This is a genomic window from Neobacillus drentensis, assembly GCF_036965645.1.
Lineage (GTDB): Bacteria > Bacillota > Bacilli > Bacillales > Cytobacillaceae > Neobacillus > Neobacillus drentensis_D.
In genome coordinates this window covers 14,826-36,921 of the sequence record NZ_JBALPZ010000082.1, presented here as the reverse complement: position 1 = coordinate 36,921, position 22,096 = coordinate 14,826, and the positions used below count along the sequence as shown (strand labels likewise).

The 22,096-nt window shown below is 36.0% G+C and carries 24 protein-coding genes and 1 pseudogene; 15 read left to right on the top strand and 10 right to left on the bottom strand.

Annotated elements, in window-relative coordinates:
• Positions 1–106: 106 nt before the first annotated feature.
• Complete coding sequence (locus tag V7266_RS16315) at positions 107–1,486, bottom strand: MFS transporter (protein ID WP_335469084.1); 1,380 nt, start codon at positions 1,484–1,486, stop codon at positions 107–109.
• A 165-nt stretch (positions 1,487–1,651) separates the two neighbouring features.
• On the opposite strand from V7266_RS16315, the gene V7266_RS16310 reads away from it, so the two are divergent.
• Positions 1,652–1,963: a hypothetical protein gene (locus V7266_RS16310; RefSeq protein ID WP_335469081.1), complete on the top strand. Its 312-nt coding sequence runs from the start codon at positions 1,652–1,654 to the stop codon at positions 1,961–1,963.
• An 80-nt stretch (positions 1,964–2,043) separates the two neighbouring features.
• On the opposite strand, the gene V7266_RS16305 is transcribed toward V7266_RS16310, so the two are convergent.
• Positions 2,044–2,475 (bottom strand): HIT family protein, encoded by a 432-nt coding sequence (locus tag V7266_RS16305; protein ID WP_335469079.1) that lies wholly within the window; start codon positions 2,473–2,475, stop codon positions 2,044–2,046.
• A 170-nt stretch (positions 2,476–2,645) separates the two neighbouring features.
• On the opposite strand from V7266_RS16305, the gene V7266_RS16300 reads away from it, so the two are divergent.
• Positions 2,646–3,347, top strand: coding sequence for a YoaK family protein (locus V7266_RS16300; protein WP_335469076.1), 702 nt, complete (start codon positions 2,646–2,648; stop codon positions 3,345–3,347).
• A gap of 140 nt (positions 3,348–3,487) precedes the next feature.
• Here the strand turns inward: V7266_RS16300 and V7266_RS16295 are convergent, their stop codons facing one another.
• Entirely contained in the window at positions 3,488–4,639 is a 1,152-nt protein-coding gene (locus V7266_RS16295; protein WP_335469073.1) for an SLC13 family permease, read from the bottom strand.
• A 238-nt stretch (positions 4,640–4,877) separates the two neighbouring features.
• On the opposite strand from V7266_RS16295, the gene V7266_RS16290 reads away from it, so the two are divergent.
• Both V7266_RS16290 and V7266_RS16285 read left to right on the top strand, forming a co-directional pair.
• The gene (locus tag V7266_RS16290; protein ID WP_335469071.1) at positions 4,878–5,108 is read left to right on the top strand and encodes a hypothetical protein; all 231 of its coding nucleotides are present in this window, start codon (positions 4,878–4,880) and stop codon (positions 5,106–5,108) included.
• Between the two features lie 138 nt (positions 5,109–5,246).
• On the top strand, positions 5,247–5,384 hold the full coding sequence (locus tag V7266_RS16285; protein WP_177177349.1) for a hypothetical protein: 138 nt from the start codon (positions 5,247–5,249) through the stop codon (positions 5,382–5,384).
• A 222-nt stretch (positions 5,385–5,606) separates the two neighbouring features.
• Here the strand turns inward: V7266_RS16285 and V7266_RS16280 are convergent.
• Positions 5,607–6,371 (bottom strand): annotated as a pseudogene (locus V7266_RS16280) (IS110 family transposase); the annotation flags it as partial.
• A 312-nt stretch (positions 6,372–6,683) separates the two neighbouring features.
• A complete protein-coding gene (locus V7266_RS16275) occupies positions 6,684–6,887 on the bottom strand; it encodes a hypothetical protein (protein WP_335469067.1) in 204 nt (67 codons plus the stop codon).
• Positions 6,888–7,221: 334 nt separating this feature from the next.
• On the opposite strand from V7266_RS16275, the gene V7266_RS16270 reads away from it, so the two are divergent.
• Both V7266_RS16270 and V7266_RS16265 read left to right on the top strand, forming a co-directional pair.
• Positions 7,222–8,229, top strand: coding sequence for a DUF3231 family protein (locus tag V7266_RS16270; protein WP_335469066.1), 1,008 nt, complete (start codon positions 7,222–7,224; stop codon positions 8,227–8,229).
• A gap of 269 nt (positions 8,230–8,498) precedes the next feature.
• Complete coding sequence (locus V7266_RS16265; protein ID WP_335469121.1) at positions 8,499–8,855, top strand: DUF3888 domain-containing protein; 357 nt, start codon at positions 8,499–8,501, stop codon at positions 8,853–8,855.
• A gap of 345 nt (positions 8,856–9,200) precedes the next feature.
• Here V7266_RS16265 and V7266_RS16260 read toward each other — a convergent pair whose 3' ends face one another.
• Positions 9,201–9,698 carry a YhcN/YlaJ family sporulation lipoprotein gene (locus V7266_RS16260; protein WP_335469064.1) on the bottom strand — a complete coding sequence of 166 codons (498 nt, stop codon included), beginning with the start codon at positions 9,696–9,698 and terminating at the stop codon, positions 9,201–9,203.
• Positions 9,699–10,021: 323 nt separating this feature from the next.
• Between V7266_RS16260 and V7266_RS16255 the strand changes: the two genes are divergently transcribed.
• Entirely contained in the window at positions 10,022–10,789 is a 768-nt protein-coding gene (locus tag V7266_RS16255) for a YhfC family intramembrane metalloprotease (RefSeq protein ID WP_335469061.1), read from the top strand.
• 160 nt (positions 10,790–10,949) lie between these two features.
• On the opposite strand, the gene V7266_RS16250 is transcribed toward V7266_RS16255, so the two are convergent.
• A complete protein-coding gene (locus V7266_RS16250; protein WP_335469059.1) occupies positions 10,950–11,390 on the bottom strand; it encodes a cell wall hydrolase in 441 nt (146 codons plus the stop codon).
• Positions 11,391–11,739: 349 nt separating this feature from the next.
• Between V7266_RS16250 and V7266_RS16245 the strand changes: the two genes are divergently transcribed.
• On the top strand, positions 11,740–12,060 hold the full coding sequence (locus V7266_RS16245; protein WP_335469056.1) for a ribonuclease E inhibitor RraB: 321 nt from the start codon (positions 11,740–11,742) through the stop codon (positions 12,058–12,060).
• Between the two features lie 172 nt (positions 12,061–12,232).
• Here V7266_RS16245 and V7266_RS16240 read toward each other — a convergent pair whose 3' ends face one another.
• The gene (locus V7266_RS16240) at positions 12,233–12,475 is read right to left on the bottom strand and encodes a glutaredoxin family protein (protein WP_335469055.1); all 243 of its coding nucleotides are present in this window, start codon (positions 12,473–12,475) and stop codon (positions 12,233–12,235) included.
• Between the two features lie 251 nt (positions 12,476–12,726).
• Here V7266_RS16240 and V7266_RS16235 point away from each other — a divergent pair, with 251 nt between their 5' ends.
• The 6 genes from V7266_RS16235 to V7266_RS16210 all read left to right on the top strand — a co-directional run bounded on the left by V7266_RS16235 (position 12,727) and on the right by V7266_RS16210 (position 18,915).
• Entirely contained in the window at positions 12,727–12,906 is a 180-nt protein-coding gene (locus tag V7266_RS16235; RefSeq protein ID WP_335469052.1) for a hypothetical protein, read from the top strand.
• 198 nt (positions 12,907–13,104) lie between these two features.
• Positions 13,105–15,423, top strand: a complete 2,319-nt coding sequence (gene helD / locus V7266_RS16230) for an RNA polymerase recycling motor HelD (RefSeq protein WP_335469048.1) — start codon at positions 13,105–13,107, stop codon at positions 15,421–15,423.
• Positions 15,424–15,484: 61 nt separating this feature from the next.
• Positions 15,485–16,357, top strand: coding sequence for a LysR family transcriptional regulator (locus V7266_RS16225; protein WP_335469046.1), 873 nt, complete (start codon positions 15,485–15,487; stop codon positions 16,355–16,357).
• A 146-nt stretch (positions 16,358–16,503) separates the two neighbouring features.
• Complete coding sequence (locus V7266_RS16220; RefSeq protein WP_335469043.1) at positions 16,504–16,833, top strand: hypothetical protein; 330 nt, start codon at positions 16,504–16,506, stop codon at positions 16,831–16,833.
• A 75-nt stretch (positions 16,834–16,908) separates the two neighbouring features.
• Positions 16,909–17,835, top strand: a complete 927-nt coding sequence (locus V7266_RS16215; RefSeq protein ID WP_335469041.1) for an AEC family transporter — start codon at positions 16,909–16,911, stop codon at positions 17,833–17,835.
• A 120-nt stretch (positions 17,836–17,955) separates the two neighbouring features.
• Entirely contained in the window at positions 17,956–18,915 is a 960-nt protein-coding gene (locus V7266_RS16210) for an aldolase catalytic domain-containing protein (RefSeq protein WP_335469039.1), read from the top strand.
• A gap of 73 nt (positions 18,916–18,988) precedes the next feature.
• On the opposite strand, the gene V7266_RS16205 is transcribed toward V7266_RS16210, so the two are convergent.
• Positions 18,989–19,786 (bottom strand): HAD family hydrolase, encoded by a 798-nt coding sequence (locus V7266_RS16205; protein WP_335469036.1) that lies wholly within the window; start codon positions 19,784–19,786, stop codon positions 18,989–18,991.
• Positions 19,787–20,053: 267 nt separating this feature from the next.
• On the opposite strand from V7266_RS16205, the gene V7266_RS16200 reads away from it, so the two are divergent.
• The gene (locus V7266_RS16200) at positions 20,054–20,254 is read left to right on the top strand and encodes a cold-shock protein (RefSeq protein ID WP_042463323.1); all 201 of its coding nucleotides are present in this window, start codon (positions 20,054–20,056) and stop codon (positions 20,252–20,254) included.
• Positions 20,255–20,477: 223 nt separating this feature from the next.
• On the opposite strand, the gene V7266_RS16195 is transcribed toward V7266_RS16200, so the two are convergent.
• Complete coding sequence (locus V7266_RS16195; RefSeq protein WP_335469033.1) at positions 20,478–21,710, bottom strand: COG4705 family protein; 1,233 nt, start codon at positions 21,708–21,710, stop codon at positions 20,478–20,480.
• Between the last annotated feature and the right edge of the window lie 386 nt (positions 21,711–22,096).

Genomic DNA, 22,096 nt, shown 5'->3' with positions numbered 1-22,096 from the left:
ATAATAAGGAATCTATCAAATTCGGACGGCTAGAAAAAAAAGAGAAAAGAAGCTAAAAACTAATTAGCTCCTTTTCGTGGAATTGCGTATTAGTAAAATATTAATATTAGAGATTGGATGATGCTGAGTAGGTATTTAACGACTGGGTTCCATTGATTTCTTCCAGACTTCGCTTAGATGTACGTGGCCCAAAGAATATTGCTACTGCTGTGGCAGCCCACACAATTGAAATCAGAAGAAATACATTTAAATATCCGTACCCAGTGTAAATAAAACTAATAATGAATGGTCCGATTATATTAGATGCTCTTCCGATGCCGTAAGTTAAACCTTGTCCGAAGGAACGTACTTCGGTTCCATAAAGTTCTGATGTATACGTATAAAGATTTGATGAGAAGGTTCTTTCGATATAGTTAATAAGGAAGCCAAATACAACAATCATTACAGGATTTAGGGTGGCTCCGAATAAAAATACTGCAATTGCAATGAAGAAACAAGAGACAATAATATTTGTTTTTCTCTCGAAGCGGTCTGAGATCATTGCACCAGTTAATGATCCTAATGGAGCACCTAAAGTAATTAAAGTACTGTAAAGTAAAGAGTGGGAAATTCCAATCCCTTGTTTTACTAATAATGTTGGAACCCAGGACCCAAAGCCATAAAAGGCTATAGTTTGAAGGATCCAAACGCAAATAAGTATAATCGTACGTTTAAGGTAAATCCCTTTGAAAATATCTGACATTCTCCCTGTAGTAACTGGAGCAATCATTACTTCAGGCTCCGGTTTAGCAAGGGGCCCTTTTTCACCTGCCACAATTTTTTCTATTTGTTCCAAGGTTTCTTTTGCTTTGCTTACTTGTCCTTTCATTTCATACCAACGGGGTAATTCAAACAATTTAACTATTCCGAATAACGCAAAGATCCCCAGTGCCCCCCATACAAACACGAGCCGCCATCCATAATCCGCCATAGGTATTAACCAAGTGGAAACATAACCAGTAATCGGAATACCCGTGATTCCAATCGCAACAGCCAGGCCTTGATATTTACCGCGAACAGCTTTTGGAAAGAATTCGATAATATACGTATTCGCATTAACTAATAAAGACGAAGATGCCATCCCTGTTACAAATCGGAAGATTGCAAGCGACCAAATATCCCAAGAAAGCGCATTCAAAGCAGAGAATAAAGATAACAGTACAAGCGAAATAATGAGCGATTTCTTTCTTCCCGCCTTATCTCCAAGCCATCCCCCTGCAGTAGCTCCTATAAACATTCCGAAAAAGGCACTGGAGTTAATAATTGCGATAGTATTTAAAGGTAAATGCCATTGTTTTACTAATGCGGGTGCAGCGTATGAAAACGTATTCAAGTCTGCGAATTCAAAAAAGTAGGCAACAGCTAAAGCAATAATTATTTTCTTGTGAACAGACGAAATAGGTAACCTATCCATTCGATTTGCTATGTTAAGTCCCGATTTATACATGACAATTCCTCCCCTTTTGTCTCATGTTTTTTTCATTCCTCCCCTTTCTGTCTTTGTCATTGACTTGTCTATCAAAGTTGTTAAATAAAAATTATCATAATTCAAAAAATAAAAAAAATATCGATTATTTATTAACATCCATAAAATCTCTTTATGATAAAGAAATTGGATAAATTTAAAAATTATTTTATCTTGGCCCTTTCTTTGAAAACCAAACTTAATCCAAATGAGGAAAAGGACCGTATAACTTATATTATTGATCATATACTAACGAATCCTTTTTATGTGGGGCAAAGCTGGTTTAATCTAATTGGGGAAAAAGGAAAAGTGGCCCGTAAACTCTTCAGCTGCTCCTTTAAGGAGTATGCTATGGAGGAACAAAACCATTCAGAAAAATATGAAAACATTAGTGAATTAATCCCGAAAAATGGAGAGATCAAGCTGATTAAAAGCGATCTGAAAAGAGATATTCTATAATTAAAAACACTTGGGGCAGCCCAAGTGTTTTTTAACCCTCCAAATGGCGTTGTTTACTGGAAAAGGGTCATTGGGTATGATTAGTCGATTTGTAATTGTGTTTTAATTTTTCCAATCATTTCGGTATATTCGTCATCGGCCAAATAGGTTTTACCGAGGTTCATTTCGAAAGTAGAACCCCAATTTTCTTTTCCTTCGTATTTAGGTACAATATGCATATGTAGGTGGTGTAACGTATCTCCGTATGCGCCATAATTGATTTTATTCGGTTCGAAAATCTTATCCAATGCCTCGGCAACACGGTTTACATCGTGAATAAAGGCTGCAGATTCCTGTTCATTAAGATGAAACAGCTCCTTCACATGACCATTATAAACCACGTTACATCTGCCCCGATAAGTTTGCTCTTTAAAAAGAAAAACAGTGGATACATTTAGTTTACCAATTTCAATCATCAGGTTATCCCGTCTTTCATCTTCCATACAGTACATGCAATCTTGATTCTTTTCCATCCTATTCCGTCCCTTCTGGTCGAATAAATTGAAGTATTAACTTACTTAGTATACACCTTAATGTTCAAGTATTGGTAAATTAGGTCCCATTACCTAAAACAATGTTTATTAGTCTTCAGCTGTAGTTGGAAATACTAATCACATCTTTAAATCGAAACAAGGAGAGTAATATGAAAGATAAAATTCCTTCGTTATCGTCCAACTCCATTTATTTAGGTGTTTTGTTAGCTATCGTTGGTGGCTTTTTAGATGCTTATACGTTTATTAGCAGAGATGGAGTGTTTGCAAATGCCCAAACAGGAAATATGGTCTTACTTGCTGTAAAAGCAGCCAACAAGGATTGGAGAGGATCTCTTCTTTATATTCCGCCTATTTTGGCATTCATATCGGGTGTTTTGGTTTCAGAAATTGGAAAGATCCCACACATAAGAGAAGTATTGCATAGCTATCGAAGGTCCATTCTTATCTTAGAATGTCTAGTATTAATGACTGTAGGTCTGCTGCCTAGAAGTGTTCCCAACATCGTGGTAACAGTATGTATTGCATTTGTTTCTTCTTTGCAAATTTCTACGTTCAATAAACTGGACAAGTGGGCATACAATTCAACGATGACAACAGGTAATCTTAGAACGGCGACACAAGCCGCTTACTTGGCAATTAAAGAACGTGATCGTGAAGCAAAAAAACAATTCAAAGAATTTTTTATGATTATTCTTTCATTTTTATTTGGTGCGTTGACAGGGACCTTTTCGACCACTTATTTGGGGAATCCATCTATCTACATAGCTGCGGGGATTTTAGTTATCGCTCTTATTTTGTATCATCGGGATAGAGGCTATTTGAGTGAAACCATTAAGTTGAAATTAAAATAATTGAAAGGTTGAAACGCAAGAATTCATTGGGAGATATCCAATACCACCAACCCACGAAGTTGTACAATTAACTGCAGTTAAATAATAAACTATTTAATAAATGACAGGATCCATCTATCATTCGAGGATCCTGTCATCTTTTATATTATACCTAAGAAGATTAAGATTGCGTATTGTAATAGAGCGAAAAATACTAAAAAGGAAAAATTATAAATTGTAAATTTGGTTAAATACGGTTTACCTTCACTTGGATTGGATTGAATAAACAATTTATATGAAATGACACTAGCCAGTGAAGCAATGATGGTTCCAAGTCCCCCGACATTTACTCCCAATAACAAAGGTTTCCAATCGGGTGTGAAATGTGCCAGAAGGATGGAGGCTGGTACATTACTAATCATCTGGCTGAAAAAAATCGAACTAAAGTAAACAGAAGAAGGGTTTTTTAAGCTTGTACTTGCAAAGGTCTGTACGGCCTCAGCATGAGAAATATTCCCGATAAAAATAAAAAAACAGATAAAGGTTAAAAGCAATAAATAATCAATCTTTACTAATATCCTCTTATTTAATACAATCGAAATCATGATTGTGATCATGAGGGCCATTTGATCATGCAAGATTCCAAAAATAGAAGCAATAATGAGGAGCAAGACAATTCCCCAAACGACAGCTTTTTTTCCATCCACAATCATAACCGGAGTAAGATCCACCTTTAGTTCAAAGGTCTTAAGTCTTCGAATGAGAATATACAGAGAACTGATCCCAAGAATAGCCATAAAGATGACGGTTGTAAAAAAGGGCACCGGTTTAATTCCAAAATAAGAATAGATAAACAAATTTTGCGGGTTTCCCATAGGCGTTAAACTGCTGCCAATATTGGCAGCAATGGTTTGAAGAATAACTGTCTCCATCATGGGAATAGTCGTTTTTTTGCTGATCACTAAACTTAAAGGAACAAATGTCAGTAAGGCTACATCGTTGGTAACAATCATGGAGCTAAAAAAACATAACAAAATAAGAATGGCAGAAACGGATTTACTATTTTTACATTTATTTAACAGACTTATAGCCAATTTGTCGAGTACCTTAAGTTCTTCAAAAGCCTTGATAGCAACCATAAGATTAAATAAACAAATCAGCACATGAAAATTAATATACTCCAGTTTTGGTGCCTGAATGAAACAGCTAAGGGTTGCCAGAACGAGGGAAATAGTAAAGACCAGGTCTTTTTTTAGAAAACCCAACCTTATCTTAACTTTATTTTTTTGTTGAATTAAGACAGTTTCTTTCACATCAACATCACCTACATGTCATCTTTCATCATCTATTCTTTCTCAACTATAAGATTCTATCATGTTCGTAAATGGTTGGGTAGAAAAAACTTAATTAGTGGAATAAGGCCAGACTTTAAATATCTGAATGCGGTTTAGATTTACTGATTGGTTTTCTCTTGAAGTGAAAATGAAAGAGTGTTTAAGTACCTTACTAATAAGAACGTTAGTTCTGTTATAATGGTAAAGAGGTGATTAGATGTCTTATCATATTATGCTGACAAGGAAAATTTCAGACATCAAAGGTCATTCACTGACCCAAGTACAAGTAATGGATGCAGCCACTCCTCAGATCATTTACTTTACACTGGATGAACTAGAAAAAGATGACTTGCCGGAAGACCTAAAGGAATACATAAGAGGAATTCTATCTGATATTGAGGAGGGAAGATGGCATTATAATGGAAAAAAAAATAAAAGAAAAACCTAGTTCGTTCTTTTTTGAAGAAGATTCAGCTGTTGCCATCGATGAGCTTCTTTTTAATTGTTTAACATAAGGACATAAAATCTTCATAACTGCTGCATACTATTTTTATCAAATTATTTTAATGAATTGAGGTTTTTGAACATGGATGAAATGAGAACCACTAATCAAGTAGAAGAAGTAAATAAACACCTTAAAGAGATTCCAAAGGAAGTCGAAGAAAGAAGAATTGAAAATCAGCCTCAAACTGGTAAAAATGAGAAAGCCATCGAGCCGTTTTAAACAAATCAGACCTGTAGGAAAGCCTCAGGTCTGATTTTGCATGGAGAACGATAAAAGCAGGGTATGGAAATTTCCCATACCCTGCTTTTATTTTATGGATTTGTCTTGAAAACTGGATCTATTAGACGATATTTCTTTTAAGTGATCCTTGCTGCATGAAGTGATAGTGTGCCCAAAAAAATGCTTAGCAAATGCCTAAACCGTTCTCTTTTGAGGTACCCGGTGCTCTTTATATTGAAGAATGATGTTTATATACATACCAAGACTCAAAATATGACTCTGATACAAAGTCTTTTCAAACGGATTTCGGTCTGCGGCAGCTTTGAGTTGAATAGCTTTTTCATTAGCCCATCTGTATGAACGGCTTTTACATAATTGAGCGATTTTGTCAGCTATGGTTTCAACACTTGCGTCTAATATATCTTCAGAAGAGGGAAACTCTGAAAGAGTTAACAGTGATACTACTGAATATAAGTCGCCAAAAACCCCTCTATATTCAGGAAAGAACTGGTCAAGAATGGCTTGAAATTGTAGCTTTGTTTGGATTAATACCCCAGTTATATTCTCGTGCTGTCTGGTAAGATTTCGAAGGTTTAAAAGTTGAACTCCACGCTTTTTATATGGCTCAAGATCCTCTTTATAAAATAGCTCACAGAGATGGTAAGCATCGACCGCATCTGTCTTTACTTTACGAAGACTTGAACTTTTTGCTTTATAAGAAATCAGTGGATTAATGATGATCAATAAATATCCACGGTCCTCCAAGTATTGAACAACAGAGGAATGATAATGTCCTTTTGCTTCTAGAACGATAGGTGGTTTCTTACCAGTTTCTCTCTTTACGACCTCCAGAAACTCTACAAGTAAATCAAGACCTTCAATAGTATGGGAAACTTTAAAACTCTTACGATATGGTTTGCCTTTATCTAAAAATGCCTGAACTTGACTTTCCCCTTTTGAAATATCCAGACCAATGACTGGATTCATTTCTAATTCCTCTTCCTAAACTAGTTATTTGGCAGTACCCCTAATTCCTTCATGCAGTGTCACAGCTTCGCTTGTTATGCGAGATCTAAGTCCCAACCAGCCTCAATCATGTTTCTACAAGTAGGGGGCGAACCGTTTAGCTGACGGGGTCGAAGCCCCACTGGCAGTTACGTTCTACCCTGGCTACTGATATAATAAAACCAAATAAAAAATGGTCCGAATACGAACTGGCCAGGTTAGTTCAACAAGCAGGCATCGGCTTTTTCATGTTTGTACGGAAAAAAGCAAAAAAATAATAAGGTATAAGCCTTATTATAATAATTCTGTTACCTCAAATGAAATTACTCCAGATGTTACCCCATTATCGTCGATAATTATATGATTATAAAGTTTGCTGACCAATCTTTTCATTTGTTCAGGGGAATTAGCGATTACAACAACGTGTTTTACTTCTCCATTTCCCTTAATTGTTACATGATACCTCTGTCTTTTTCTCGCTTGAATTGATGTCACCAATTAAAATGTCACCTCGCCTTGACGAAATTACTAGTTGTTATAAACCCGGTTAGCGGGACTTTGAAACAAAAAGTATTAGTTTATAATATTGACACCAATTTGTGATAAAATTTGCCCTTTTCTATCCATTTCTAACTGCTAAATACCCAACAAGGAACATAAAAACTATCCCAACTAAAATACACTTAAGCTAACGGGCAGAAATGGTTAGGAAGTAATAATAAATTGTTTTAGCTTACTGAATAAAGCAGTAGGCTTTTTTATTTACATATTGTTAGAAAAATTAGGGAATATTGTATAAGAAAGGATTGTTAGGTTAGATGGAGGTTTATTTATGGAGGAAGGCAATCATGTACAGCTTACATCAGCAGAGATAACAGCTCTTTGGACATCCTATATTAATGATACTGCCATTGCTTGTCAGTTTAAATACTTTTTAACCATAGTTGAGGATGAAGAGATTAAAGCATTAGTCAGACATGCTTTTGAAATTGCTCAAGGAAATCTTAAAACACTAACTGAGATTTTCAACAAAGAAAAGTACCCAATACCTTATGGATTTAAACTTATTGAGGATGTAAATGTAAATGCTCCCAGGTTATATTCAGACACATATTTTTTGAATTACCTCCATCAAGCATCACAAATTGCTCTGCAAGGATACAGTATCCATCTGTCAGTATCAGTTAGGGCAGATGTTTACAGTCATTTTAGTGAGTGTCTTTCACAATTAATAAATTTTCTTAGGGATGTAAAAGAGCTTTTATTATCTAAGGGTCTTTATATCAGGTCTCCTTATTTACCTATACCAGATGATATTGATTTTGTTAAAAAACAAAGTTTCCTTAAGGGCTTTTTTGGGGAAAAGAGACCATTAGTAGGTACAGAAATATCAAACCTCTATGTTAATTTTCAAAGAAATGCTTTTGGAGTTGCAACCTTAATAGGATTTAGTCAAGTTGCACAGTCAAAAGAGGTAGCTAAGTTTTTATTTAGAGGTGTAGAAATTGCAAGAAAGCATTGTGATGTTTTTGGATCTATCCTTAGAGAGGATTACCTTCCAGTACCTATGTCATGGGATTCAAATGTAACTGAGTCTACAGCTTATACTTTTTCAGATAAACTTATGATGTACTATACTACATCCCTTATTGCCCTAAGTATTGGATTTTATGGTACAAGTATGGCGATGAGTCCTAGAAGGGATTTAAGTCTGCATTATGTAGGGCTTACTGCTGAAATAGCTTTATATGCTGATGATGGGGCTAATATAATGATTAAAAATGGATGGCTAGAACAGCCTCCTATGGCTCCTGATAGGGATGAATTGATAAAAAAATAGAATCAATTATAATCCATATTCAAGTCCTTCTGCATAAAAACAGAAAGGGCTTATTTTATTACATTAGGACTTAAGCAACTTCCTTCCAGATATTTTGTGAAGAATTTCACTTAAACTAATGGGTGCTTATGTAAAAGACGGGATGCTGAGGCGACCCCGTTTCCTATTATGCAAACTGGGCAGGATTGTTGAATAATTCATTATAGTTCTTAAAAAACTAAACTGAGGTGATTCATACGAAAAAGTTCGCAGTTATACTTATAATTGGAATGCTTTTAGTGGTTACTAAAACAAGAGTTAATGCGAAAATAATAAACGAAGCTGATACAGAATTGTGTGAAACTCTAAAAATGGCACTTATAAAGAGCAATAGAAACTCAGTAGATAGAGCGATTACTCAAATTTATAAAGACGACAAAAAAGCACAAGCACTTGGTCTTTCTTGGGCGGGATTTGAAACTGAACTCCTCAAAATAAAGCAGATATATGGGATTGGTGGATTATATGAGATAACATTGAAGGTGTACCCTTACTATGCTGCTCATAATGGTTATGGGGAAGATGAAGTTGTGATAAATACAAATGGTGAACTAATCAGTTATAAACACTTGAAAACATATCCTTGAACTTCAACAAACGGGTGCTTTAGTTTAAAAACAGCGACAAGTGAAATTAAACTTGTCGCTGTTTTTATTGCATATGAATAATATCTTTACAGCTCCTTACCAAAACTACATTAGCATTTAAAATCGCATACTATTTAGCAAGTACCATAATTTAAATGATGATTAGTGTTAACAATATGGTTTTTATATGCGCTATTTATATCCAAAAAGGTGAAGAAACCTTGTTATATCAATAAAAAAAACAGTGCGATTTCTTATGAGAAATGCACTGCTTTTATAGGTGATTTTTTAGGTGCGGGTACTCCAAAAGAGAACGGCTTAGCATATGCCAAGCATTTTTTTATTTTATTTGGCTTTGGGGAATACTCTACGAATGGTTTCAGTAAATTCATTAAAGAAACCTGAGACGGGTCTACCGTCACGTATATCAGACGCATATGTGTTCATTCGATCATAAAAATCAGGGTTTTCCGATACATAGACGTGATTAATATCACGATCAGTCGATTTAACTTTTTGTGAAATCTTATGCTCAATATGATTAGTACCCTTATTCCGGGATGTAGGTGAAAGCTTTACAGCTACATACGCATTATTTTCTGTCACAATAACATTTGCAGTGTCCACCTCTGACAAGTCTGCTACTTTTTTAGCTGCATCATCGGCAACTCTCATTTTAGAACGATTATCATCAGCAATATTGTTCCTGTTGTCTGTGATGTTGTTCTTTGTCACATTTTGACCACGATTTACAATATCATTTTTGTTTACGTTATTTTTGGAACATCCAGTTAAGTCAAGGCTAAAAATAAGGATTGCAATTAAGATTAAGCTTTTTTTCATAATCTAGTTCCTCCATTAGTTGTGTTAGAAATCAATAGGTCTCCATTTGTTTAAAACAAGGGTCTGCAGTTGTTTCATTATGTTTTTACTTTGGATTGGTGGATAAAAGACCTTTGATTTTATAATCTTTTTTATCATTTCCCAATACCCGTAAATTATTTTTATTGACTATAAGATATTGCTTTCCATTATTTTAACGTTAGCGATTGATGAATTTACACAAAAATGGAAAATAAATCTTGACAGTTATTGGTAAATAAAATATTATCATTATTGATAATGATAATATTTAGAGAGAAAGCTTTAATAAGGGGGAGAATAGAATGGTTAGTACGGCAAAGATGATTTCGATGTTTGTTCCAATTGTGTTTGCGTTCATCTTATTTATAGGATTGATTTGGTATTATCGTAAGAAAATGGGAGTCGCAGTCAAGCCGTTAATTGTAGGTGCCATAGGATTCGTGGTGTTTACACAGGTTTTAGAAAAAGCGCTCCATCTTGCCGTCATTACGGCTTTTCCACATTATGCGGACCACCCTTGGGCTTTTGGGCTATACGGTGGTTTGGCAGCGGGCTTATTTGAAGAGTTTGGCCGCTTCCTTTTATTCACTTGGCTTTTAAAAAAATTCCGTGATTATAAAAGCGGAATTTCTTTTGGAATCGGCTGGGGCGGCATCGAGGCAATTTTGTTGGTGTTAATGACGATCGTGCCAAACATTATGTTTGCGTTTATGATGAATGCAGGTACATTAGAAAAAACGCTGGGAGGACAAATTCCCGCCGAGCAGATTGCAGCGATTAAAGATACCGTGTTAAACAATGGTGTATCCTATTATTTCTTAGGCTGTGTCGAACGGTTCTTCGCAGTGTTCATGCAGATCGCCTTTAGTTTATGGGTATTGATTGCGGTAGTAAAAAAGAAATTTGTTTACGTGGTTTATGTCATTCTCATTCATGCAGCGATTGATCTCCCGCTTGTATTCGTGCAGACCGGCCATTTCACAAATTTATGGGTTGTGGAATTATATATCGCGATTGTGGGGTTGATGTCATTTTGGTTGATTAAGAAGGCCAGGGGATCCTTTCAATAACAATAAATGGACCTTTACGCAGAAGTAAGGGTCCTATTTAACGCTTATCAGAAGATTTACTTATGGAGGAGCGCATTAAATCTCCTTCATAAGTAAATCTTTTTTGTAAAAGCTGTTGTCACAGAGTTTATTGCTTTCTTTATCACCATAACTTGAAACACTAACCTCTATAAACACTATCACATGTTCCAGCTTTTGGTTCATAATAACAATGATTTTTAAATTGACCAGATTGTGGTTGATCGTACCATGTTGGAGGGCATGGAGCATGCGGATTAAAATACCAAAGGGCATATTTTCCTGGATGCTGCCGCCAATAATCCAGATTCTGTTTGGCTAATCTTCTTTCAGAAGTTCTTGCTCTTTGATAAAATACATTTCCTTTTTGAACAGCTTCAAAGGAAAAATTTCCACCTTGGACTTGAAAAATAACTTGGTTAACGCTTCTTAAATCTTTAAAGTCTAGACAATTTGCTACAAGACGATTAACAATGACATTTCCAACATATAGCATTCCAAGTTTTCCTTCACCTTCGGCTTCTGCTCTCATCATCCTTGCCATTAAGGAAACGTCATTATTTCGGTAATTTACTCTTGGCATTTTTCTCACCTCTCAAACATAGTATGAAAAAAAGCCTACATTGATGTAGACTTTTTCAAATTAAATCACCTTTCACCTATGTCCAAAAGACTTGATGCCTGTAGACCAATTTTCCAGCAGGTTATACCATTTATTCAGGCAACGGTTGTTATCCAATGGAAGAGAAAATATTTGAACTTTATTCGTTACGAAAACGGTAGGCGTAGCGTTAATGATTCCCACTTGGAATATTTTCAGTTTTACTGTTCGCAATCATCTTTTTAAACGAGTAAAATGATGATTAGTCTTAAAGGTCTAAGTGAATGATAATGACAACTATGACATGTTCTATAACAGGGAGGATAAACGATTGAAATTTCCAAATGATGCGGATGGCGAGGCGCTACAAACTCTATATAAAGATGGAGTGAATTTTAAAAAACCGCAATCAGTCGAATTTTTTGTGGCCGTAGCTGATCAAGCAACAGGTGAAAAATTATCGCAAGTACTAAAAGCAGAAGGATTCAATTGTTTCTTAGAGCAAGACGACGAAACGGAAGAGTGGGCATGTTGTTGCTCTAAAAGGATGCTTTTAGATTATAAAGAATTAATTAACATTCAGAATAAATTAAATGACTTAAGTAAACCGCATGGTGGTTATTCTGATGGTTGGGGTGTGTTTGTGGACTAATGGACGGACTCGAAAGGTTATGAAGGATCCTCAAGTTCATTACCTAAATTACATAACTGTGTGTTTCTATGACTAAGAAGTTTGCACCTGAAAAGTGGCGGACAGTGATCTTCACTGTTCGCCAGTTCTTTTTTGTATCACCAATAGACACGAAATGTAAAGCTAATATACACTAGATCCCTAAAATTTCAGTCAATTTTGATTGATCAAATCCCAGGATAACATCCTCACGATCTTCGTCTTTAATAACGGTGGCTGGTGTAGCAGCCGCACCTAGTTCAATAAGTTCATAGAGATATTGATCGTTTTTACGTACGTCTCTTTCCTCAAACTCAATCCCGTTTTCTTTAAACCAAAGTTTTTCCGCATGGCAAGGCGGGCACGTTTCTTGAGTGTAGATAATCACTTTTCGCATTTTATTTCCTCCTCCTCATTTAGGTCATTGTACAATGATTTCTGTTTTCCTTCCATTGTACAGTTTTAGTGGCTGGCCATTTCTTCTAACTTATTTGAATTTAATCATGAAAAATGATGTCATTTTAACAATTCATTGCACGTAAGACAGGAAGGAATAATTCGAGTAAACATAAAATATTTATATTAAAAACAACATATGGAAATTGGTATATATAGTCCCTGAAATGGTTGTAGAAGGGAGCAAATACTTTGAATCGGAATAAAAGCGTACAGTTAACTATTTTTTTGCTTTGCTGCTTACTAATGATTCTTATTATTCATGCCATTCTTCATATAAGAATTTATTTTGTTTACACGACCAGTCTTGGTCCAATCTTCTTAATCGGATTAATCATTTTCCTTATTGCCTTATTGTATTATAAAGGATAATAACGGTGAAATAAGGTCTTGAAGCAGCGAAACTCCAATAAATGAGGGGTAAGTTCAACTAGTTCTACAAATAATTTGTATTAAAACTTTTCAAATGGTAAAATATAACTCCCTAATAAATAAAAGCATCTACAAATCATTGTAGATGTTTCTTTTTGTTGCCACTTGTGAATTCATATCGTGAGGTGACGTATTAGAATGAGCCAGAAAAAACAACCATCAGTTCGAGAGCATAAAGATTATCAAGCAGAAGTGGAGCGTTTAGAGTTTACAAAGGAATATATAAAAAGCGTTTTGGAAATGTCGAAGGGAAATAAAGAACAATTCGTTGAGAATTTGAAGGAAGCCTTTGCGGACCTTGATACTTCAGATAGCAGTTTAAGCTACATGACCCTTCTCACCAATGCACAATATTTAGAATTGGCCGAAAATGAATTGGAAAGGTTAGCAAGTGTGGTTGGAAAACCCTACTTTTCAAGAATTAATTTTACAAGCTCGGGTGACAGCGAAGAAGAGATTCTGTATATTGGGAAAGCCTCCTTGTTTGACCGAGTGAATCAAACGCCTATTATTGTCGATTGGCGTTCTCCGATTGCAAATGTTTATTACGATAGTCGTCTAGGGAATGTATCGTATGACGCCTACGGAGAAATGCAAAGTGGTTATTTATCGCTAAAGCGGCAGTATGAAATAGAGGATGGAATACTTAAAGAGATTAGAGATATCGATTTAACCACACATGATGAACTACTCCAGAAATCTTTATCAGGAAAAGCAGACAATCGCTTAACGGAGATTGTCGCGACCATTCAAAATGAGCAAAATGAAGTAATCAGAGCCTCTCTTAAACACCCCATAATTGTCCAAGGAGCTGCTGGAAGTGGTAAGACCACCATTGCCCTCCACCGAATCTCTTATTTTCTATATTCTTCTGGATATCGATTTCCTCCAGAAAAATTAATGATACTAGCACCTAATAAATTATTTATCGATTATATTTCCGCCGTTCTCCCTGATTTAGGAGTAAATAAGATCAACCAAACGACTTATCTTGACTTCATGAGAAGCTGCTTAGGGAGAAAAATAAAATTGTTATCGCCTAATTCAAAACTAATGATGCTGTTGAACAGTAACGAAAAATCAAAAAGAATACAATGGGTTTCGAGTTTTAAAGGATCTCTGGAATTTAAGGGGTTAATCGATCGCTATTTAAAAGAAATTGAATTAGATTTGGCACCTTCCGAGGATTTTGTCATTGAAAAGTCCCGCCTATTGCGAGCGGAAAATCTCAAAAGTTTATTTTTAAAAGAATTTAAATACTTACCGATTTATAAAAGACTGGATAAAATAAAAAATTTATTAGCAAATGATTTACGACTTAAAAAATCTATTATCCTTTCTAAAATTAACCGTAAATATGACGATGCTCTAGAGAAAGCCCTTTACAGCACCAGGCTGGACGCAGAGAAGCGAAGGGAAAAGGTAGTCAGCATCATGGATTCAAAAGAACAAAGAATAAAAACAGTGGAGAAAGAATCAAAAGTGGCGGTAAAAAATTATATGGATTCCTTTGTTAAAAGAGATATATTTAGCTTATACCAGGATCTGATGACTTCGCCGGAACTATTGCAAAAATATTCTGCTGCACTTTCAGAGTTAGAATGCAAGAAGGCAGCAAACTATTGTCAAAAGATTTTTGCGAAAAATGCCCTAGAACTGGAGGATTTAGCTCCATTATTTTATATGAAAGCAAAGTTAGAGGGGATTGAAGACAAATATAAAATGAAGAGTATTTTCATTGATGAGGCACAAGATTATAGCTATTTTCAATTTGCCGCCATGAAAGCTGGGTTTGAAACAGATTTGTTTACAATCGTGGGAGATTTGGCCCAAGGAATTCATTCTTACCGGGGGTTAAATAGCTGGGAACCATTAGTGAAGGAAATTTTCCCCAATGCGAATTATCAAGCGTTACAAAAAAGTTATCGGACCACGGTTGAGATTATGCAGTTAGCAAATGAAGTTCTTTCGATTATGGATAAAGACTTGCCAAGGGTTGAACCAGTCATTCGGCATGGGGACAAACCGCGTTTTACAAAAATTGATCCAGCTAATGTGCAAAATGTTAGAGAAATACTTGAGCATGATATTCATCATCTCAAAGGAGAAGAGCTTAACTCGATTGCAATTATTGGAAGAACCAACGAAGAGTGTTTACGAATCCATAAAATCCTCGATGATAGCAATCTTCCAATTCAGCTGCTAGAAGAAAAAGAAGATATGAAAAAGGGATCCATAGTGATCTTACCCTCGTATCTTTCAAAAGGATTAGAGTTTGATGCTGTGCTCATCCTGAACCTGGAGGAATCGTACAGTGATGAGGAGTTAGACATCAAATTGTTGTACGTAGCCATGACGAGGCCGATGCATCGATTGTTTTTATACGCGAGTGCGCCATCGGAATTATTACTAAATAGGGTTAACGACGATCATTTTGAAAATGAATGGAATAGATAAACTGAGAGGCACCATCCAAATAGAAGGAAGTGCCTGGAATAGATGATGGGGGATAAAGAAAATGGATGAACAGGACTGGATCATCTTAAAGGTGCTATACGAAAAGAAAAATATTACGAAAACCGCTGAGAGATTATATATATCCCAACCATCCTTAACGAAAAAAATTCAACAGATCGAAAAAGAATATCAAGTTGAAATTGTAATAAGGGGAACTAAGGGAGTTCACTTTACACCTGAAGGAGAATATCTAGCTCAATGTGCAGATGAAATGCTTAATCGTCTCCAACAGATTAAAGATACAGTCCTTAATATGGGGGAAGAAGTTAGCGGAACCTTACGCTTAGGCGTTTCTAATTACATAACCAGGCACAAGCTGCCACAGCTATTAAAGCTTTTTCGTGAACAATTTCCAAATGTAAATTATAAAGTGACAACAGGATGGAGCAGGGATGTCTTTAATCTTGTTTATAATGGGGATGCTCATATTGGGATGGTCCGTGGGGACTATCAGTGGCCAGATTCCAAAATACTACTTTTTGAAGAAAACTTATGTGTAACTTCATTAGGGAAAATTGAACTTCATGATTTGCCTTCTCTGCCGAGAATTGAATATGAAACAGATGCCTTACTTAAAACCATGATTGATCATTGGTGGAGCGGAGAATTTTCAAAGCCGCCTTTTATAGGCATGGAAGTGGATAAAGCCGATACATGCAAAGAAATGGTGCTGAACGGATTGGGATACGGAGTACTTCCTAGTGTTCTGGTACAAGTGCATCAAAACCTTCATTGCATCATTTTAAAAGATAAAAAAGGGAATCCTATAGTCAGAAGAACATGGATGTTATATCATGAAAAATCACTTGAGACCAAAGTAATTAAAGAGTTTGTAGACTTTGTAAAAAAATTGGATTTTAAATCTACTATTTAAGAAAGCCTGGGCAAATGCTCAGGCTATTTTACTTAGCAAAAATGACGAAATGTTGTCATTCTCTTTTGGAATGATGGTCAATAATTTATTTGTATTTCAACTGTATGGTTATTGTTTTTAGAATGAAAGGGAGGAGGGTGAAGGAATTGGAGGACCATTCAAAAAAACTCATGACATTTTTAATGGAGCAGGAAGGGAAAGATTTCGATGCCCTTTTAAAGGATGAGATCGAAGGGACCGTTGGATTTAGTTTTATGACTTACATTAAAAGGGGTAAAATTCATATTCAAGCCGGGAGAATTACCGTTAGCGAACCGAAAACAGGAAAATACTTTTGCTTACCGGTCTTCGGCATCGAACAGATCGACGACGAAACCTGTGGAGAGTATGATAGGGCATTAACAATAAAATATAGGAATGACTATTGCATCTTTATCCAAATATTTGAGCCATCTAGGTTGGAGAAGGGCAGTTAAAGCGTAATAAGAGTTCTAATCGATCACAAACACAAGGTAAAAGAGCACTAGATTCTTAAAAAAAGGAGGTTTTTTATGGGCGTTTTATTTCATATTACATTGAATGTTATTTTACCAATATTTGTTCTTATTGGTGCTGGTATATTACTTCATCGACAATTTAAATTTGACATGAACACCTTATCTAAATTAAATTCATATTTACTAATGCCTGCTGTGAGTTTTACCAACGTTTATCAGAGTACTATAAAAGGAGATACGCTCGTGCAGATTCTTAGTTTCCTTGTCCTGCAAGGTCTTTGTTTAATGATCGTCAGCACTGGACTGTCTAAACTGGCGAAATTTGAGAGCAGTCTTTCATCGACCTTTAAAAACAGTGTGGTACTTAGTAATTCGGGGAATTTTGGATTGCCTGTCAGTCAGGTGGTATTTCAGAATAATCCACTTGGTCTATCCATCCAAGTGGTCGTCATGGTTTTTCAAAATCTCCTAACCTATACATATGGATTATTTAATTCTGTTTCTGTTGATAAAGCAAAATTCCAATCAATAAAAGCATTCTTGAAGAATCCTGTCATCTATGCCTTTGGGATTGGGGTTTTTCTCCATGCAGTTTCAATAAGAATACCAGATTATATATGGACACCCATTAAAAATACTTCAAACGCATTTGTAGCGATCGCACTTGTTACACTTGGTGCACAAAGTGCTTTTTTAAAAATAAGTCGTTTTTCGCTGCCCCTCTTTCTAAGTCTAATTGGAAGGCTAATTCTTTCACCCTGTATTGCGTTCATCATCATTCTAGCATTGAAGCTGGATGGGACGATTGCACAGTCATTACTTATTGCGAGTTCTTTTCCAACTTCAAGAAATAGTTCGTTATTTGCACTAGAATATGGGAATCATCCTGAATATGCAGCACAAGTCGTTTTATTATCTACAATATTTAGTATAATGACAGTCACCGCAGTTATTTTTTCTGCTCATTTGTTATTTACGTAATAGCAGATTTCAAATGTTCGTTATTTTAAAAAGATTGACACTTTTCATCGAATCGTGATATAAGCATTAATAATAACAAATAATATGACGAATGAGCATACCACAGGGGGAGTTGCAATTATGGTACAAAGCAGCAAAATATTAGACTGTACAATCCGTGATGGAGGGTTAGTCAACAATTGGGATTTCAGTGTCGAATTTGTGCAGGACCTTTATAACGGACTAAGTGAAGCCGGTGTGGAATATATGGAAATTGGCTACAAAAATTCTGCTAAGCTTCTTAACGCAACAGAGCCGAACCCATGGAGATTTCTGGATGATCATTTCCTAAAAGAAATCATTCCTGAGAAAAAATTCACGAAGCTATCAGCACTAGTAGATATCGGCCGAGTAGATCCGAATGATGTTCTGCCCCGTGAACAAAGTGTCTTGGATATGATCCGGGTCGCATGCTATATTCGTGAAGTGGACAAGGGTCTAGAGCTTGTACAAATGTTCCATGATTTGGGATATGAGACTTCACTCAACATCATGGCTTTATCCAGCGTCCCGGAACATCAGCTAATGGAAGCCATGGAAATGGTGAAAGAAAGTCCGGTAGATGTTGTATATATCGTTGACTCATTCGGAAGCTTAGATCCAGCGGGAATTGCACATCAAGTGAAAAAATTTCAGTCATTGCTGCCAAACAAGCAGCTTGGAATTCATACTCACAATAATATGCAGTTAGCATTCGCCAATACGTTGACTGCGTACCAAAATGGTGTAACCTTTCTAGATTCATCTGTTTATGGTATGGGACGGGCAGCAGGTAACTGTAATACAGAACTTCTCGTAAGCTATATCCAAAAAACAAGCTATGAATTAAGACCGGTACTTGGCATAATTGAAAAGCACATGGTAGAAATGAGACAAAAGTGGGAGTGGGGCTATATCATTCCTTACATGATCTCTGGAGTTCTTAATGAACATCCACGTGTCGCAATGGCTTATCGCAATAGTGACGACCGGGACAAATTTGTGGGTTTTTATGACAAAGTAACAACACCCGAAGCCAATTTAGCAACAGCTACGAAGTAAAGGAATGAAAAAATGACAGGTAGAAATCTATCAAAATAGATCATACCTGTCATTTTTTTTATTAAAATGAAACCTAAATGACATTTAACTCATATGGTTTGTGAAGATAACGTTCGATAAACTCAGCTAATCCATCATTATCATGGTGTCCTGTAACAAAATCAGCTGCTGATTTAACCTCATCACTAGCGTTCCCCATTGCCACACCCGTACCGGCATGACGAAGCATCTCGAGATCATTGGGGCCGTCTCCTATGGCTACGACTTCATTTGGACTAATACGAAATGTGCGCAGTAAGCTTTTAATAGCAGACCATTTGGAAACATTAGGAGCAACCATTTCAAAACCGTCATTCCAATTGATAACTTCTGCTTCCTTTTGAAACAAAGCGGAAATTTCCGGACTTGGTCCACCTGTTCGAACACTATATTTTAAAACATCCTGATAATGGACCTGTCTTAAATCTCCAATATACCGAGGCGGAATCTGGCCAACTTTGGTCCAATAATTGATTTCTTCATTTATTTCCTTACAATACAGCCCATTTGCCGTATGAATCATAACATTACAAGGACTTTCAGCAGTTAGATGGTGGAATCGTTCTTCATTCACTCGGACGGTTTTTATTTGCATAGCTCTTCCTGTCTCCCCATCGTGAATAGCGGCACCATTCAAACAAATCATAGGAGTTCGTAATCCTATTTCTTTGTGGTAGGGAGCGGTTACTTCATAGTGTCGTCCTGTAGCTAGAAAAACTTTGACTCCTTGATGAATGAGCCTATCAATGGCTTCCATATTTCGGCTGGAAATGGTGTTTGAAGCTTTAAGGAGTGTACCATCCATATCAATAAATACTGCACGCACATTCATTTTTACTGCCTCCTCATTCGTTGGTAAACCAATCATATCATCTGAATATTAAAGCCTTGTAAACTCCGTGTACAGATTAAATAAAGTTTGTTTTGAAGCATAAGTATGTATGTGTCCTTGCAAATACGTTTGAATAATGTTATACTTTAAAAGAATTATTTTTGTTCGGTGTAAAGGATAGTATAAGATTAACTTTTCGTCTTGATGATCACTGAGTGCAAGGATAGTAACACATTGTGTGCAAAGCACACAGCAGGAGGAAACAAAATGGAACAAGGTAAAGTAAAATGGTTTAATGCAGAAAAAGGTTTCGGATTCATCGAGCGTGAAGGCGGAGAAGACGTATTCGTTCATTTCTCAGCGATCCAAGGCGAAGGGTTCAAATCTTTAGATGAAGGTCAAACCGTTACTTTTGACGTTGAGCAAGGTCAACGTGGAGCTCAAGCAGCTAACGTTCGTAAAGCTTAATAGTAAAAACTAAAAAAAGCAGGCTCTTTTATAGAGTCTGTTTTTTTATTTTCTTCTTTTTTTAAAAAACAAGGAGCCCCACTCACGAATGAGTGGGGCACATGTAAACAAGTAAATCAAATGGTAAATAAATTGTATCACATAATCACGAATTCTCCTAATTACCTTTAAATAAATATTTTGAAGTATAGAGTAGAAGAACCGATTGGCGGATCCTAAGATTTTATTTATTTGCTTCGTTTAGGACACTAAGCGAATGATGAAGCGCAGTTTTGCTCTTGATTGCATCAGGGCTTGATGCACGTACGGCTGATAAAACAATGTCAATGGTTCCATCGATACTTGTCCATGTGGTGCCGTCGATTTTCCTGAGTTTCGCTTCCGATGTATCCCATTGATGTTCCAAATCATCGGCTCCTTTTTTCGCAGAAGAGAAGTTATTGGAATTTACATCGGTTAGTAGATTATTTTCAATTTTAATAAAAGCTCCTAATTGTCCGCTTAAAGTAGCATGTGAAGAATTGGTTTGTGATGCGATGGTTTGACTCCGCCAAATATAACCGCCTATACCGGCAACTAAGAAAATACAAAGAACCACCATGGTTTGTGCAAAAACATTGTTCTTGTTTCTATTTGCTTGATTAGTCTCTGTTCTTTGGCTTTTATTATTTAGATCAATTTTTGAAACAGCAAGGAAAACAATAATCGCTAATATAGCTGCAAGGAAAATCACGCTCGTGATGGTTGTCCCAAGGCCCAATCCGCCATTCACGTTTGATTGAGATAAGTAATCCCCTATTGATGCTCCTAGTGGACGAGTCAAAATATACGCAATCCAAAACGCTAAGACTCCATCCAATTTCACTTTCCATGCCAAGTATATACAAGCAATGATTATGATCACGGTTATTCCTGTTTTAAGATAGCCAAAACCAAGTTGTTCGGAATATAAATCACCGACTGCCGTTCCAAGTGCAAAGGTGAAAAGAATAGTGAGCCAATAGAAAACTTCTCTTTTGATGGTAAAAATCGAGTGGATCGAGAGTGTTTTTTCACTTAGATACCAAAAGAGAAAAGTCAATCCTAACAGAACAGAGAAAACGGCGGTGCTAAGTTCCAATGGAACCCCCATGCCATCTGTTAAGTTATCGGTTACCAATGTACCAAATACGCTAATAAGAACAACCGTTACCCAATAAATGCCTGGAACATATTTAGAAGCTTTGAATTGAAAAAACAAGACAATGAAAAACGCTGCTCCCATTATGATGGTCGTGTTGGTTAACCCAAAGCCAAGATTGAAATTCAGGAAATCGGCAAACGTTTCCCCTACAGTTGTACATAAGACCTTAATAATCCAGAAGAATATCGTAACTTCTGGTACCTTGCTTAACATTTGCAATCTGGATGGATGGACCGTTTCCGTTTGGTTACAAACTGATAAGTCTTTTTTCAATAAAATCATCTCCTTTTTTGAAGTGTCATGAATACTATGCAATTTCATCTTTTTTTTCTTTGAGACAACGCCCGTTTTTACTATAGTTGAAATCGGAGAGTTATTTATTAAAAACTGATTAATATTAACTTAAGTGTTAATTAAGTATATTCAGTTTTTCTTTTTGTGCAGTTGGATCATATAGTGCCGAAAAATTAAATAAGATGATTAAGGGAATTGCCAGTCGGCAATGCTTGAATTTGGCTTTGGCGTATCAAGCATCGTTTTTCATAAAGATGTCTAAGATTTCTGTTTTATTTTATTAAGCTATTTGTTGTATAATTTAAGGAATCTAAAAGCGTATAACAAAATGAAACCCATCTGAAAAATCAGATTAGTTGGGTGTC